This window comes from Streptomyces sp. NPDC029296 (genome assembly GCF_055569255.1).
Genome location: NZ_JBVHXT010000031.1, coordinates 81868 through 97861 on the forward strand (window position 1 = coordinate 81868; position 15994 = coordinate 97861).

The 15994-nt window shown below is 73.4% G+C and carries 11 protein-coding genes; 6 read left to right on the forward strand and 5 right to left on the reverse strand.

What is annotated here, in order from left to right; translation table 11 throughout:
* The first annotated feature begins 3 nt into the window (after nucleotides 1-3).
* The 3 genes from ACZ4W9_RS25990 (at nucleotide 4) to ACZ4W9_RS26000 (ending at nucleotide 2989) form a co-directional block, all read left to right on the forward strand.
* Entirely contained in the window at nucleotides 4-1467 is a 1464-nt protein-coding gene (locus ACZ4W9_RS25990; protein WP_467939813.1) for a catalase, read from the forward strand.
* 421 nt (nucleotides 1468-1888) lie between these two features.
* Nucleotides 1889-2122 (forward strand): hypothetical protein, encoded by a 234-nt coding sequence (locus ACZ4W9_RS25995; protein ID WP_467939815.1) that lies wholly within the window; start codon nucleotides 1889-1891, stop codon nucleotides 2120-2122.
* Nucleotides 2123-2281: 159 nt separating this feature from the next.
* Nucleotides 2282-2989: a TIGR04222 domain-containing membrane protein gene (locus ACZ4W9_RS26000; protein ID WP_467939817.1), complete on the forward strand. Its 708-nt coding sequence runs from the start codon at nucleotides 2282-2284 to the stop codon at nucleotides 2987-2989.
* Nucleotides 2990-3045: 56 nt separating this feature from the next.
* On the opposite strand, the gene gcl is transcribed toward ACZ4W9_RS26000, so the two are convergent.
* The 3 genes from gcl to ACZ4W9_RS26015 form a co-directional block, all read right to left on the reverse strand.
* Nucleotides 3046-4833 carry a glyoxylate carboligase gene (gene gcl / locus ACZ4W9_RS26005; protein WP_467939819.1) on the reverse strand — a complete coding sequence of 596 codons (1788 nt, stop codon included), beginning with the start codon at nucleotides 4831-4833 and terminating at the stop codon, nucleotides 3046-3048.
* Nucleotides 4834-5065: 232 nt separating this feature from the next.
* Complete coding sequence (locus tag ACZ4W9_RS26010) at nucleotides 5066-6622, reverse strand: AMP-binding protein (protein WP_467939877.1); 1557 nt, start codon at nucleotides 6620-6622, stop codon at nucleotides 5066-5068.
* Between the two features lie 110 nt (nucleotides 6623-6732).
* On the reverse strand, nucleotides 6733-8403 hold the full coding sequence (locus ACZ4W9_RS26015; protein ID WP_467939821.1) for an AMP-binding protein: 1671 nt from the start codon (nucleotides 8401-8403) through the stop codon (nucleotides 6733-6735).
* A gap of 113 nt (nucleotides 8404-8516) precedes the next feature.
* On the opposite strand from ACZ4W9_RS26015, the gene ACZ4W9_RS26020 reads away from it, so the two are divergent.
* The 3 genes from ACZ4W9_RS26020 (at nucleotide 8517) to ACZ4W9_RS26030 (ending at nucleotide 13324) form a co-directional block, all read left to right on the forward strand.
* The gene (locus tag ACZ4W9_RS26020; protein ID WP_467939823.1) at nucleotides 8517-9347 is read left to right on the forward strand and encodes a helix-turn-helix transcriptional regulator; all 831 of its coding nucleotides are present in this window, start codon (nucleotides 8517-8519) and stop codon (nucleotides 9345-9347) included.
* 153 nt (nucleotides 9348-9500) lie between these two features.
* Nucleotides 9501-12320, forward strand: coding sequence for an ATP-binding protein (locus tag ACZ4W9_RS26025; RefSeq protein ID WP_467939825.1), 2820 nt, complete (start codon nucleotides 9501-9503; stop codon nucleotides 12318-12320).
* Nucleotides 12321-12532: 212 nt separating this feature from the next.
* A complete protein-coding gene (locus tag ACZ4W9_RS26030) occupies nucleotides 12533-13324 on the forward strand; it encodes a S1 family peptidase (protein ID WP_467939827.1) in 792 nt (263 codons plus the stop codon).
* Between the two features lie 109 nt (nucleotides 13325-13433).
* Here the strand turns inward: ACZ4W9_RS26030 and ACZ4W9_RS26035 are convergent, their stop codons facing one another.
* Entirely contained in the window at nucleotides 13434-14750 is a 1317-nt protein-coding gene (locus ACZ4W9_RS26035; protein ID WP_467939829.1) for an extracellular solute-binding protein, read from the reverse strand.
* Nucleotides 14747-15628: a hypothetical protein gene (locus tag ACZ4W9_RS26040; protein WP_467939831.1), complete on the reverse strand. Its 882-nt coding sequence runs from the start codon at nucleotides 15626-15628 to the stop codon at nucleotides 14747-14749. The genes ACZ4W9_RS26035 and ACZ4W9_RS26040 overlap by 4 nt, the downstream gene beginning before the upstream one ends.
* Between the last annotated feature and the right edge of the window lie 366 nt (nucleotides 15629-15994).

The following is a 15994-nucleotide window of genomic DNA, read 5'->3' on the forward strand; positions in this document are numbered from 1 at the left end:
ACGATGTCGAAGCGCGTGCTCACGACAGAGTCCGGCGCACCGGTCGCCGACAACCAGAATTCCGCCTCCGCCGGCGTCGGCGGCCCGCTCCTGATCCAGGACCAGCACCTCCTGGAGAAGCTCGCGCGCTTCAACCGCGAGCGGATCCCGGAGCGTGTCGTGCACGCCCGCGGTTCCGGCGCCTACGGCCACTTCGAGGTGACCGACGACGTCACCGGCTTCACCCACGCCGACTTCCTCGCCGAGATCGGCAAGCGCACCGAGGTGTTCGTGCGCTTCTCCACGGTCGCCGACTCCCTCGGTGGTGCCGACGCGGTCCGCGACCCGCGCGGCTTCGCGGTGAAGTTCTACACCGAGGAGGGCAACTACGACCTCGTCGGCAACAACACCCCGGTGTTCTTCATCAAGGACCCGCTGAAGTTCCCCGACTTCATCCACTCGCAGAAGCGCGACCCGTTCACCGGCAAGCAGGAGCCGGACAACGTCTGGGACTTCTGGGCGCACGCCCCCGAGGCCACGCACCAGGTGACCTGGCTGATGGGCGACCGCGGCATCCCGGCGTCGTACCGCCACATGGACGGCTTCGGCTCGCACACCTACCAGTGGACGAACGCCAAGGGCGAGGCCTTCTTCGTCAAGTACCACTTCAAGACGAACCAGGGCATCCGCTGCCTGTCCGCCGAGCAGGCGCAGGAGCTGGCGGGCAAGGACCCCAACTCGCACCAGACCGACCTGCTCCAGGCGATCGAGCGGGGTGTGCACCCGTCCTGGACGCTGCACGTGCAGATCATGCCGGCGGCCGAGGCGGCGGACTACCGCTTCAACCCGTTCGACCTGACCAAGGTCTGGCCGCACAAGGACTACCCGCTCCAGCGCGTGGGCCGCCTGGTCCTCGACCGCAACCCGGACAACGTGTTCGCCGAGGTCGAGCAGGCCGCGTTCTCCCCGAACAACTTCGTGCCCGGCATCGGCCCGTCCCCGGACAAGATGCTCCAGGGCCGGCTGTTCGCCTACGCGGACGCCCACCGCTACCGCCTCGGCGTCAACCACACCCTGCTCGCCGTGAACGCCCCGAAGGCGGTCCCGGGCGGTGCCCAGAACTACGGCCGCGACGGCTTCATGGCGGTCAACGGCCAGGGCCGGCACGCCAAGAACTACGAGCCGAACTCCTACGACGGCCCGGTGGAGACCGGCCGCCCGCTGTCCGCCCCGCTCGCGGTGGCCGGTCACACGGGCAGCCACGTGGCTCCGCTGCACACCAAGGACGACGACTTCTTCCAGGCCGGCGAGCTGTACCGGCTGATGTCGGACGACGAGAAGTCCCGTCTGGTCGCGAACATCGCCGGCGGCCTCTCGCAGGTCTCCCGCGACGACGTGATCGAGAAGAACCTGGCCCACTTCCACGCCGCCGACCCCGAGTACGGCAAGCGCGTGGAGGAGGCGGTCCGCGCCCTGCGCGAGGACTGAGTCCCAAGGCTGCGTCCGGGACGTGACGGGGAGGTCGTGCCCCGGACGCGAAGACCCCGCCGCCCCGGGTGATCCGGATGAGGGGTGATCACCCGGGTACGGCGGGCAGGGCGAGGACCGCGGTGGCGTGCGAGCCAGTGCGGTGGTGAAGGAGACCCGGGCTCCCCTCTCGACCAGAGGGAGGGGACAGTCCGCCTCCGTCGCCGTCACCGCGGTCCCAGCCCCATCCTCCGGCCCCGCCGCCGGAGGTACCCAGGCCCCGTCCGGCGGCGCGATCGACCTGTCGCGCCCAGCCTCGCGCCGTCGGACGGCTACCACTTGGCAGAACGAAGCGCCCCCTCCGGTCCGGAGGGGGCGCTTCGCGCTGTCCGGGGCCGCTCCCCGGCGTGCGCCTCCCCGGTGTCCGCAGCACGCTGAAGGCATGGGCAACCCGACACAGCACCCGCACATCGTGGTCCACTCCCCCGCCCTGGACGGCTCCCGGCGGGTCACCGAGGGGGACGTGACCCTGGGGATCGCCTCGCACCTGGACGACGTCGTGGAGATCCTCCGGCTGGCCGACCTGGACCGGATCGAGGTGGAGGTGAGCGACCTGGTCGAATGGCAGGGCGGCGGCCCGGACGACTGGCCCGGGATGAGTGGGCACGACTTCTAGCCACGCCGTCTACGACAGGGGTCGTAGACGGGCTACGCAACCCTCAAATGAAGCTCTGAACAGCGCCGACGAGGCTGCGACGGCCGCCCGCGGCGGGCACAGTATCGGCACACGGGGCCCGCCTGCACGGGGGCGGCGGGCCCCGTTCGGGGGTGTCTCATGGGCCGCACGACGCCGGTCGCCGTTCCGTCGGATCCGTACGCGGTCGCGCTGCTGCGCGGGGGCGACCGCGCCGCCGTGACCGTCGCCGTGTTCGCCCTGCACCTGCGCGGCGCCGTCGAGGCGGGCCGGCCCGGCACGCTGCGCAAGACCGCGGCGGGCGGTGCGGCGCCGTACCGGCATCCGCTGGAGAAGGCGGTCCGCACCGGCCTGTACCGCCCCGCCGGACCGGCGGAGCTGCCCGGCCGGGCCGTGGTGCGCCGGGCCCTCGCCCGGCTGCGGGCCGGGCTGACGGCCGAGGGGCTGCTGCGCCCGCTGCCGCCCCGCCGCACCCGCGCCGCCCGCCGGGCGCTGACGGCCTTGCGCGAGCGCCGGCCGCTGCCGCGGGACCCGGGGGGCCTGTCCGAGGAGGAACTGCTGCTCGCCGTCGCGCTGTACGGCGAACGGGCCCTGACCGTTCTCGTACCGGACTTCGCCCGCCGGGGCGGGCTCACCGGCCGCGGCGCGCTCGCCGACGAAGGCCGCTTCCCGTTCGGCCGGGGCCCCGGCCACCGCCGGTACTTCGATGACGAGTACGGCGTGTACGGCGAGGCCCCGGCCGGCTGGGACGGCGACGACCGGGACCAGGGCGGCGGTTCGGACACCGGGTACGAACACGGCGGCGGCCACGACTACGGCGGGGGGTCCGGGGGCGGCGGATTCGACTGAGGGCATGACGAAGGGGCGGCCCGTCCCCCCGGGCGGGCCGCCCCTGGCTCTGTGCGTCAGACCTTCAGCGTCTTGATCGAGGTCGGCGCGTGGCCCGGCTCGGTGGCCAGGTCCTCGAACTCGCTGATGTCGCTGATGTCCATGGTGCGGCTCATCGAGATGTTGGTGATCCGCTCCAGGATCGCCTCGACGACGACCGGCACCCGGTACTCGGCGGCCAGCTTCTTGGCCTGCTCGAAGGCGGCGCCCAGCTGGTCCGGCTCGGTGACCCGGATCGCCTTGCAGCCGAGTCCCTCGGCGACCTTGACGTGGTCCACGCCGTAGACGCCGATCTCGGGCGTGTTGATGTTCTCGAACTCCAGGTTGACCTGGAAGTTGATGTCCAGGCCGATCTGCGCCTGGCGGATCAGGCCCAGATAGGCGTTGTTCACCAGGACGTGGACGTAGGGGATCCTGTGCTGCGCGGCGACCGCCAGCTCCTCGATCAGGAACTGGAAGTCGTAGTCGCCGGAGAGCGCGACGACCGGGGAGTCCGGGTCGGCCTTGGCGACGCCGATCGCGGCCGGGATGGTCCAGCCGAGCGGGCCGGCCTGGCCGCAGTTGATCCAGTGGCGCGGCTTGTACACGTGCAGCATCTGCGCGCCGGCGATCTGGGACAGGCCGATGGTGGTGACGTAGCGCGTCTCGGGGCCGAAGGCCTTGTTCATCTCCTCGTACACGCGCTGCGGCTTCATCGGCACGTTGTCGAAGTGCGTACGGCGCAGCAGGGTGGCCTTGCGCTCCTGGGTGGAGGCCACCCAGTCGCCGCGGTCGGGCAGTTTGCCGGCCGCTTTCAGCTCCTTGGCCACCTCGACGAACAGCTCCAGGGCGGCCTTCGCGTCGGAGACGACGCCGTAGTCCGGCGGGAAGATCTTGCCGATCTGGGTGGGCTCGATGTCGACGTGGACGAACTTGCGGCCCTCGCGGTAGACGTCGAGCTTGTAGCCGGTGTGGCGGTTGGCCCAGCGGTTGCCGATGCCGAGGACGAAGTCGGACGCCAGGAAGTTGGCGTTGCCGTACCGGTGCGAGGTCTGCACGCCGACCATGCCGGCGTTCAGCTCGTGGTCGTCGGGCAGCGTGCCCCAGCCCATCAGGGTCGGGACGACCGGGGTCTGGGTCAGCTCGGCGAACTCGACCAGGAGGTCGCAGGCGTCGGCGCCGATGATGCCGCCGCCGGCCACGATGACCGGGCGCTGCGACTCCAGAAGAAAGGTGAGGGCCTTCTCGATCTGGGCGCGGGTCGCGGTGGGCTTGTAGACCGGCAGCGGCTCGTAGGTCTCCGGGTCGAACTCGATCTCGGTGAGCTGCACGTCGATCGGCAGGTCGATCAGGACCGGGCCGGGACGGCCGGAGCGCATCAGGTGGAAGGCCTGCTGGAAGACGCCGGGGACCTGGGCGGCCTCCAGGACGGTCACCGCCATCTTCGTGACCGGCTTGGCGATCGAGGCGATGTCGACGGCCTGGAAGTCCTCTTTGTGGATCACGCTGGTCGGCGCCTGGCCCGTGATGCACAGGATCGGGATGGAGTCGCCGATGGCCGAGTACAGGCCGGTGATCATGTCGGTGCCGGCCGGACCGGAGGTGCCGATGCACACGCCGATGTTGCCCGGCTTGGTACGGGTGTAGCCCTCGGCCATGTGCGAGGCGCCCTCGACGTGGCGGGCGAGGGTGTGGTGGATGCCGCCGCCCTGCTGGAGGGCCTTGTAGAACGGGTTGATCGCCGCGCCCGGCACACCGAAGGCGTCGGTGACGCCCTCGCGCTTGAGGATCTCAACTGCCGCACGGGCAGCGGTCATACGAGCCATCGAGTACTCCTGCTTCGGCCTCTCGGATGCGTACTCCCGTCGCGCCCCGCGGTGAGCACGGTCTCCCGAATGTCGATCTCCGCAATCTTTTCCGTATTGCGGAATATAACTTCTACTATCTGGAAGCAATGTAAGGGGGTGGAGGAAGGCCGTCAAGAGCGGTCCGGCCACCGGAAAACGCGAGAGGGCCGCCCGTGCGGCACGGGCGGCCCTCCGGGGGGTGCGGGGCGTCTCAGGTTCCGTAGGTCTCCCGCAGCTCGACCTTGCGCACCTTCCCGGACACCGTCACCGGGAAGGAGTCGAGCAGTTCGAGCCGGCTGGGGATCTTGTAGTGCGCGAGACGGCCCGCACAGAAGTCCCGCAGCTGGGCGAGGGTGAGCGGCCGCGCGGGGTCGCTCGGGACGACACAGGCGAGGACCTCCTCGCCGTACCGCTCGTGCGGCACCCCGACCACCTGGACGTCCCGGATCCCGGGGTGGGCGTGGAGGAACTCCTCGATCTCGCGCGGGTAGACGTTCTCGCCGCCCCGGATGATCAGGTCCTTGATCCGGCCGACGATCTCCACGTACCCGTCCTCGCGCATCACCGCGAGGTCCCCCGTGTGCATCCAGCGGCCGGCGTCGACCGCCTCGGCCGTCTTCTCCGGCGCGTTCCAGTAGCCGAGCATCACGCTGTACCCGCGGGTGCACAACTCCCCCGTCGCTCCCCGGGGCAGGGTCACCCCGGTGGCGGGGTCGACGATCTTGACCTCCAGGTGGGGCAGCACCCGGCCGACGGTGGCGGTGCGGTGCTCCAGGTCGTCCTCGATCCGCGTCTGCAGCGACACCGGTGACGTCTCCGTCATGCCGTAGCAGATGGAGACCTGCTCCATGTGCATCTCGGCGACCACCCGTTTCATCACCTCCACCGGGCAGGGCGAGCCCGCCATGATGCCGGTGCGCAGGGAGGACAGGTCGTGGTCCGCGAAGCCCGGCAGGTTCAGCTCGGCGATGAACATGGTCGGGACGCCGTACAGGGACGTGCACCGCTCCCGCTCGACCGCCTCCAGCGTGGCCTTCGCGTCGAAGGAGGGGGCCGGGATGACCAGGCAGGCGCCGTGGGAGGTGGCGGCCAGATTGGCCATGACCATGCCGAAACAGTGGTAGAAGGGAACCGGGACGCAGATCCTGTCCCGCTCGGTGTACGCGATCATCTCCCCCACGAAGTAGCCGTTGTTGAGGATGTTGTGGTGGGAGAGGGTGGCCCCCTTGGGGAAGCCCGTGGTGCCCGAGGTGTACTGGATGTTGACGGGGTCGTCGCAGGACAGCTCCGCGAACGGCTCCGCCGCGGCCCCGGGGGTGGCGCGCGCGAGCAGCGCGTCCCAGCCCGGGTCGCCGAAGTAGACCGTCTCCCGCAGCCCGGGCAGCCCGGGCCGCACCTCCTCGACCATCGCGCGGTAGTCGCTCGTCTTGTGTTCGAGGGAGGCGAACAGGAAGGAAACACCGGCCTGTTCGAGGACGTAGGCGACCTCGTGGGTGCGGTACGCGGGATTGATGTTCACCATGATCGCGCCGAGTCGCGCGGTGGCGTACTGGACCAGCACCCACTCCGGGCGGTTGACCGCCCAGATGCCCACCCGGTCCCCCTTGGCGACGCCGCTCGCGCGCAGCGCGTACGCCAGCCGGTCTACGTCGGCGCCGAACTCGGCGTAGGTCCAGCGCCGGCCCGACGGCACGTCCACGAGCGCCTCGCGGTCCGGCCAGGCGGCGACGGCCCGGTCCAGGTCGGCGCCGATGGTGTCGCCGAGCAGCGGGGTGGTCCCCGTCCCGTGGGCGTACGCGAGCCGGGGCCCCCGGGTGTGCGGGGACCCGGTCCCGGGGACGTAGGGGGACCCGGTCCCGGAGGCCGGGGCGGGCGTGGTCACCGGAAGTCCTCCTCGCGGTACTCGGCGGACGAGCCCGCGGCCGTGGCCTCGCGCAGCTCGATCCGGCGGATCTTGCCGGAGACGGTCTTGGGCAGGGCGCCGAACTCCAGCCTGCGGATGCGCTTGTAGGGGGCGAGCACCTCGCGGGAGTGCTCGAAGAGGGCCTTCGCGGTGCCGGGTCCGGGCTCCCAGCCCTCGGCGAGCACGACGTACGCCTTGGGCACGGCGAGCCGCAGCTCGTCGGGGGCGGGCACCACGGCCGCCTCGGCCACCGCCTCGTGCTCCAGCAGCGCGCTCTCCAGCTCGAACGGACTCACCTTGTAGTCGGAGGACTTGAACACGTCGTCGCTGCGCCCGATGTAGGTGAGGTACCCCTCCTCGTCCCGGGTCGCGATGTCCCCCGTGCGGTAGTAGCCGCCCGCCATGGCCTCGGCCGTGCGGTCCGGGTCGCCGTGGTAGCCGGTCATCAGGCCGGCCGGGCGCTCGGCCAGGTCCAGGGCGATCTCGCCCTCGGCGGCCCCGGGCGCGCCGGAGACCGGGTCGAGGAGTTCCACCCGGAAGCCGGGGCTGGGGCGGCCCATGGAACCGGTCTTCAACGGCTGGCCGGGGGTGTTGGCGACCTGCACGGCGGTCTCGGTCTGGCCGAAGCCGTCCCGGATGGTCACCCCCCAGGCCCGCCGGACCCGTTCGATGACCTCGGGGTTGAGCGGTTCACCGGCGGCCACGGCCTCGCGGGGCGGGTTCTCCAGCCGGGTCAGGTCGGCCTGGATGAGCATCCGCCACACGGTCGGCGGGGCGCAGAAGGTGGTGACGCCGGCGCGGTCCATCTCGGCCATCAGCCGGGTGGCGTCGAAGCGGGTGTAGTTGACGACGAAGACGGTCGCCTCGGCGTTCCACGGAGCGAACAGGTTGGACCAGGCGTGCTTGGCCCAGCCGGGCGAGGAGATGTTCAGGTGCACGTCGCCGGGCCGGAGCCCGATCCAGTACATGGTGGCCAGGTGGCCGATCGGGTACGAGGTGTGGGTGTGCTCGACCAGCTTGGGGCGGGCGGTCGTGCCCGAGGTGAAGTACAGCATCAGCGGGTCGTCGGCCAGGGTCGGGCCGTCCGGGACGAAGTCGGCGGGGGCCGCGCGGGCGTCCTCGTACGGCTCCCAGCCCTCCTCCGGCAGGCCGCCGACGCTGATCCGGGTGTAGGCGCCGGGCACGCCGTCGAACTTGGCGGTGTCCTCCGCCCGGGCGATCACGTGCCGCACCCGGCCCCGCTCCACCCGGTCGCGCAGATCGGCCGGGCCGAGCAGCGGGGTGGCCGGGATGACGACCGCGCGCAGCTTCATCGCGGCCAGCGCGGTCTCCCACAGCTCCGCCTGGTTGCCGAGCATGACGAGGATCCGGTCCTCCGCGGCGACCCCGCGTTCGCGCAGCCACCGGGCCACCCGGCCCGAGCGCTCGGACAGCTCGGCGAAGGAGAGCCGGGTCTCGGTGCCGTCCTCCTCGACGATGTGCAGCGCCGTGCGGTCGTTGCCCTCGGCGATGACGTCGAACCAGTCCAGCGCCCAGTTGAAGTGTCCGGGCCGGGGCCAGCGGAAGCCCTCGTAGGCGGTGGCGTAGTCCTCGCGGTGTTCCAGCAGGAAGTCCCGGGCCCTGCGGAACGTCTCGGTCTCCGTCATCCACGTCCTCCTCGGTACCGGACCATTGCCGGGCGGCTCCCCGGCATCGTCTAATCCGTGATGCGGGTCTCACTACCCCCGAACGGGGTGGACCGCACCGAAGGAGCGACGAGGTGGCAGCAGAGGCCGTGGCGGCGGCGGAGATACACGGCGCGCTGGCCCGGCTGCGGCGCGCCACGGGGCTGCCCGTCGCCTTCGGCGGCCTGGTCGAGCCCGGCCGGCCGCACATCCGCATCAGCGAGCTGAGCGGCACGGCCACGCCGGCGCTGCGCTCGCTCGCGGTGACCTCCGGCACCGGGCTGGGCGGCAGGGCGGTGGCGCTGGCCCGGCCGTGCGCGGTGCCGGACTACTCGCGTTCCCGGCGGATCAGCCACGAGTACGACGCCCCGGTGGCCGCCGAGGGCATCCGCGCGGTGCTCGCGGTGCCGGTGGTGGTGCGGCGCCGGGTGCGCGGGGTGCTCTACGGCGCGCTGCGTTCGCCCCGGCCGCTGGGCGACCGGACGCTGGACGCCGCGGTGTCGGCGGCGCGGGACGTGGAGCAGGCGCTGGTGGTACGGGACGAGGCGCGCGGCCTGCTGGCCGCGGCCCGGACCGGGCCCGCCCCGGCCGGCCCGGGCGCCGCCCGGGAACAGGTGCGCGAGGCGCACGCGGCGCTGCGGGCGCTGGCGCCCCGGATCCCCGACCCGGCGCTGCGGGCCGAACTGCTCGCCGCCTGCGGGCTGCTCACCACGCCGCCGCGAGCCGGGGGCGTGACCCTGGCGCCACGCGAGCTGGACGTGCTGTCCTGGGTGGCGGCGGGAGCCACCAACGCGACGGTGGCCGAGCGGCTGGGCATCGGCCCGGAAACCGTCAAGAGCCATCTGCGTTCGGCGATGCGGAAGCTGGGCGCCCACACACGAGGAGAGGCGGTGAGCGCGGCCCGCGGGGCGGGACTGCTGCCCTAGCCCGAAGACGGCGGGGAAACCCGCCCATTCCTCCGGCGCCGCTTTGCATTTCCCTCTGCTTGACCGTTTGTTATTTCCCTCACCACGGCTTCCGTCCGAATTTCAGGGATCGTTGCCTAGAATTTGGCCCGGACACGACACAGGAGGGGAGCGGTGACCGTGCGACGGGACTTCCAGGAGTCTGCCAGGTGCCGCCCCGACCTGGTCATCGGCCGCGAAGAGCTGTTCGCCGGCGCCCGCGGGCAACTCGCCTCGGGGGGCAGTGTGCTGCTCCACGGCCCCGCCGGAATAGGGAAATCCACCGCGCTGCGGGCATTGGCCGAGGAATACGGCGCCACCGCGCGCACGGTGTTGCGGTGCTCGGCGACGGAGTCCGAATCCCATCTTCCGTTCCTCGCCCTCGCCGATCTGCTCGGTCTGGTCCTCGACGAGGTCTCCCCCCGGCTGCCCGCCGCCCAGCGCATCGCCCTGGAGTCGGCGCTCACCGGCCGCGGCGAGTCCAGCCTCCAGCGCGACGGTCTCGCGCTGCGCCTGGCGGTGCTCTCCGCGCTGCGTGCGCTCGCCGCCGACGGCCCGGTCCTGGTCGTCGCCGACGACCTGCAGTGGCTGGACCCGGCCAGCGCCGAACTCCTCGGCTTCGCCGCCCGGCGCCTGGAGGGCACGCCGGTGCAACTGCTGTGCGCGGTGCGCACGGAGGGCCAGGAGAGCCAGGAGTACGACCGTCAGCTGCGCGCCTGTCCGCCGGGCACCCTGGCCGTCCGGCTCGGCCCGCTCACCCGCGCCCAGGTCGCCCAGCTGCTCGACCACCGCGGCCACGGCGGACTGCCCCGCTCCACGGTCCGCGAGATCCACCGCACCAGCGGCGGCAACCCGCTGTTCGCGCTGGAACTGGGCCGCGCCCTCGCCGACAGCCCCACCCCGCCCCGGCCCGGCGAGCCGCTGCCGGTGCCGACCTCGCTGCGCGCCCTGGTCCTCAGCCGCCTGGACCTGCTCTCGGTCGAGGCCCGCCGCACCCTGCTGGTGGCCAGCGCCGGCGCCCGCCCCACCCCGGCGCTGCTGCGCGCGGCCGGCCGGGAGAACGCCGAGGCCGAGTGCGCCCAGGCCGCCGAACTCGGGCTGCTGGCCACCGGGCCCGACGCACCCGCCGTACGGTTCGCGCACCCGCTGATCTCCGCCGCGCTGTACGCGGAGGCACCCGCGCACGAGCGGCGGGCGGCGCACGCGGCGCTGTCCACCGCCGCCTCCGACCCGATAGAGCGGGCCCGGCACCTGGCCCTGGCCACCACCGGCACCGACCCGGGGGTGGCCGCCCGGCTCGCCGGGGCCGCGGCCCTCGCCCGGGACCGGGGGGCGCCCTCGGTCGCCGCCCAGCTCGGGCTGCTCGCCGCCCGGCACACCCCCGCCGGCGGCAGCCCCGGCCCGGAGGAGCGCCGGCTCGCCGCCGCCGAGGACGCGATCACCGCCGGCGAGGTCGACCTGGCCCGGGACATCGCCCGGGAGGTGCTCACCCGGGCGAGTGTGCCCGCCGACCGGGTACGGGCCTGGATCATCGTCATCGACACCGCCGGCCACACCATGACCGAGGTCGACGCCGTCTTCCCGCAGGCCCTCGCCGACGCCGGCGACGACCCCCGGCTGCTGGCCCTGGTCCACTACCAGCTGGCCTGGCGGGCGCTGATCGTGGAGGGCGACTTCACCGAGGCACGGCAGGCCGCCGCGCACGCCGCCGAGCTGGCCGCGCGCGGCCAGGACCGGCGCACCGAGCTGCTCGCCCTCGCCTTCCAGGCGCAGACCGAGACCCTGATGGGTCATCCGGAGGCACCCCGCACCATCAAACGGGCCCTGCGCGAGCCCCAGGACCCCCGGGTGGCGTGGCATCACAACGGGGCGGGCAGCGCCCGGTTCCGCTGGCTGGTGATGGGCGACCAGCTCGCCGAGGCCCGGGCCACCGTGACCGCCCTGCTGCGCGAGGTGCGCCGGCGCGGCTCGGTGGAGAGCGAGGTGCACTTCCTGCGCGGCCTCGCCGAGACCGAGCTGCGCGCCGGACACTGCGGGCGCGCCCTGGACCTGGCCCGCGACAGCCTGCGGCTGGCCCGGGACTCGGGCATCGGCGAGACCGCCTCGGCGATGCTCACCTCCCTCGCGGAGGCCTCCGGCGGCGATGTGGACCGCGCGCTGGCGCTCGCCCGGGAGGCGGTGCAGCACGCCGAGGAGGACGGCGACCAGATGTACCTCTCCCGGGCGCTGGGCGCCCTCGGGTACGCGCAGCTGGTGGCCGGGGACCCGGCGGGCACCGTGCGTGCGCTGCGCCGGGTGCGCAGCCTGGAGCTGGGCCTCGGCATCACCGACCCGGCCCGGGGCCGCTGGCAGGGGGACCTGGCCGAGGCGCTGGTCCGCGCCGGCGAGGTGGCCGAGGCGCAGGACGTCATCGACGCGAGCCGGGAGCACGCGCTCCGGCTCGGCCGGGAGAGCGTGCTCGCCGTGCTGGACCGGTCCGAGGCGCTGGTGCGCGCCGCCCGGGGCGACCGGGAGGCCGCCGTCGCCCAGCTGACGTCCGCTCAGGACCGGCTGGGCAAGCTCGGCTACGGCCTGGAGGAGGCGCGGGCCGCGTTCGCGCTGGCCCGGCTGCGCGGCCGGGGGCCCGGGGCGGCGGCCTTCGACGAGGCCGGCCGGATGTTCCGGCGCTGCCGGGCGCTGCCCTGGCTGCGCCAGGTGGAGGACACGCTCGCCGCTCCCGAGCCGGACCCGGTGCCGGACCGGCCGGAGGCACCGGCCGCGCTGGAGGTGCTGGCCGCGATGGAGCGTCAGGTCGCCGCGCTGGTCATGGAGGGGGCCACCAACCGGGAGATCGCGGCCCGGCTGTTCATCAGCGTGAAGACGGTGGAGGCGACCCTGACCCGGGTCTACCGCAAACTGGGGATCCGGTCGCGGGTCGACATCGTCCGATTGGCGGCGGCTCGACGGGCGCGCTGAGCGGGGCCCTAGTTAACTGAACCGGACCGAGGGTTTTCCCTCACCCAGCCCCTTAGGGGGTTCCCTCATTGGGGGCCGTGGGTTCCGGGTCCTAGCGTAATGGGCGTGCCGCTCGCCCGGGCACACGGGGTCGGTCCTGCGACCTCCCCGTGCACACCGCCCACCGACACCCGCGCGATCCCCCACCGGTGCAACCCCCACTGAGGAGACTCATGTTCGGGCCCAGACGTGTGAGAAAGACCGCCGCGACCCTGGTGGCCACCGCCGCCGCCGCGGCGACCGCGCTGCTCGCCTCCCCCACGGCGAGCGCCGCGCCCCAGCCCGTCGTCGGCGGTACGACCACCACGACGAGCGCGTACCCGTTCATGATGCAGATCACGGACGCGTCCCAGAACCAGTTCTGCGGCGGCACCCTGGTGGCTCCCACGAAGGTCGTGACGGCCGCGCACTGCATGGTCGGCGAGACCACGGGCAGCGTCCGCGTGGTCGGGGGCCGGACCTACCTCAACGGCACCAACGGCACGGTGAGCCGGGTCAGCAGGATCTGGATCAACCCCGGCTACACGGACGCCACCAACGGCGACGACGTGGCCGTGCTGACCTTGTCGACGTCGATGCCGTACACCACGGCCAAGTACGTCACCTCCGCCCAGACGAGCGTCTACGCGGCCGGGACCACGGCCCGGATCCTCGGCTGGGGGACCACCTCGGAGAACGGCAGCTCCTCCAACCAGCTGCGGACCGCGACCGTGCCGGTCGTGTCCGACTCCAGCTGCCGTTCCTCCTACGGTGCGGACTTCGTCCAGTCCGACATGGTATGCGCCGGATACACGTCCGGCGGCGTGGACACCTGCCAGGGCGACAGCGGCGGTCCCCTGCTCATCGGGGGCGTCCTGGCAGGGATCACTTCCTGGGGCGAGGGGTGCGCGGAGGCCGGTTACCCGGGTGTCTACACCCGGCTGACCACCTTCTCGGACCTGGTGACCGCGCAGGTCGGCTCGTAACCCGGAAGGCTTCCCGAGTACCCCTCGGGTATGTGCCGGGGGGCGTTGCGGGCCACCACGAGCGGCCCGCAACGCCCCCTTTCCACCGGACACGGCCGGACATGGGGTGTCACGACGGGCGGTCGCACACCGACGGCAGCCAGGTCAGGCCCCGGGTGCCGCCGAGCGTGTCCAGGGAGCGCAGCAGGCGGTCCAGGCGGTCCGGGTGGGCGAGGAACTCGATGGCCGCCTCGGCGAACGCGTCCCGCACCGCGGGCGGCATGGCGTCGGAGGCGTCGAAGCAGTGCGCCGTCCGCTCGTCGCGCAGGGCCGCCGCGAGGGAGCGGTGCCAGGCCGAGCCCTCGTCGGAGGAGGACCGCGTCCCGGCGTGCACGGAGAAACCGGACTCGTTGGCGCTCCAGGCGCGTTGGGCCTCGTCCGAGGCCAGATAACGGATCAGCTCCCGGGTCTGCGGGGTGTCGTGCAGCAGGGCGACGAGGTCTCCGGAGACCTCCCAGGCGCGCGGAGCGGGTGCGTCGAGGAGCAGCTCGGCGGAGGGGGCGTACCGGCCGTCGGCGTGCTGCCAGGCGGGGTAGTTGCGGACGAACGCCCCCTGGTGCTCCAGCGTGCAGCCCCGTGGCGTCCGGGTGAGCGGCTGCGACGCCGACTGGTACGGGGTCTTCAGGGCCCGCCGGACCAGTTCCGGGTCGCGGCCGGCGCCGGCCAGCTCGCCCCAGGTCACCCAGGCCTCCCTCACCTGCGAGGACCGCCAGCTCAGTGCGCCGCGCGCCCACCGCTGGTAGACGTCGGGGCCGTGGCGCTGGAGCAGGAGGTCCTCGATCCAGTCGGTGCCGGGCCAGCCGCTGGTGGCCCCGGAGCCCATGCCGACGCACCACTCGGCCGGCCGGTGCACGGCCTTGCGGCGTTCCCGCTCGCCGAGGTCGCCCGGATACCAGACGATGCTCTTCACGTCGGCCTTCAGCGGGAACCAGTACACGTGCCCGTCCGCCAGCGGGGTGGACCAGGGCGGGCCGAAGTCCTCGCGGGGCACCAGGCTTTCGAGGGCCACGAGGTGCTTCTGCCGGGCGTACTCGGCGAGTTCGCCGGGCCCGGTGAGCACCACCACGTCGGGCGGGGTGCCGGCCTCCACGTCGGCGCCGAGCACCTGGCTCTCGGCGTTGCTGCCCTGGTAGTCGACGTGGACCCGGTGCTTCCGTTCGAACGGCTCGATGACCGCCTCCCGGAAGTGGCGTTCGTCGCCGCTGGTCCAGTTGGCCAGCAGGGTGACGGTCGGGACCTGCCCGGCGGCGCGTACGCCCACCACCACGGCCGCCGCGAGGAGGACCAGGGCGCTCGCCACCACGGTGACGGTGCGGGCCGTGCGGCGGGGCGGGCGGGTCCGGGTGCCGGGGGCGGCCGTCGCCGGGCCGCCGGGGGGCGCGCTCACCGGGGCCTGAACCGGTAGTCGTTGATGTGCCGTCGCAGGCCGGTCTCGGCCAGTGCCATCAGCAGGACGCCTCCTATCGGGATCCACACCGACGCCGCCGCGCGGAAGCCGGTGCCTGCCAGGTACGAGGCGGTGTCCCGCCCCGCTTCGGGAATGCGCGGCCCGGTCAGCGCGCTGTCGAGCAGTGCCCGGGTGTCGCTCATCCCCGCCTGGGTCCACACGGTGAACAGCACGGTGACGGCGACGCCGGCGAGCGCCAGCAGTCCGGCGGCGATGAGCCGGCGGTTGTAACGGCGCCGGAAGCGGTGCCGCAGGAAGCGCTGCGTCTCCAGCAGTGCCGCGGTGAGGGCGAGGGCGAGCAGCACGGTCACGGTCCAGGCGAGCCACAGCAACGGGCCGAAGGAGGTCTGGCGGTGCACCGTGGCGCGCTGCTGCCGTTGCAGGATCTCGAGCCGGTCCCGTACGCCGGAGTACCGCTCCGTCAGGACGCTGGTGGCGTAGCTGAGGTACGCCTCGCGCAGTACGTCGTTTTCGGGCTGGACCTGGGACTGCTGAACCTTGACGGCGTAGACGGTGATCAGGCCCGCCAGCGTCTGCAGGGCCTGCCGGCCCGCCGGCCTGCCGAGGTCGTCGTCGGCCGCCGCGGCGGCGAGGCTCCGCACGGCGACCGAGATCTGGTTCTGGAAGTCGCTGATGGGTGCCGACCGGACGGCGTCCCGCTGCGCCTGGTCGAGCGCGTACAGCGCCGTGTCGAGGGCCAGCACCGTCGGGGCGCTGGAGGTGCGCAGCGGGTCCGCGTCGCCGTGCACGCCCTGGTACGACACGAACAGCGACAGGGTGAGCAATGCCGACAGGGCGAGCAGGAGGCGGTGGCGCACGGCGAGGTCCCGCGCGGTGGTGCTGCCGCCGGGGGGAGGCGAACCGGTCCCGGCGGCCCACGAGGCCAGCCGCGCGAGCACACGGTGCGGACGACCGGACGCGGGGCGGTCGGCGGGGCGCGCCGAAGGGGCCGCCGGGGTACGCCCGGGTTCCGGGGAGGGCGGGGTCCGCTCGGGGTACGGGCGGTACGGGGACTGCGGTGCGGACGGGGACGGCCGCGAGGGCGGGAGCACGGGCGCACCGGCGCCCGCGCCCGGAGCCGTGCCCCTGCCGGCGCCGGGCGCGCCTCGACCGGCACCGGGTGACGCGCCCTCACCGGCGCCGGAACCGGCAGGCGTGCCCCGGCCCGCGCCGGGGGCCGGCGG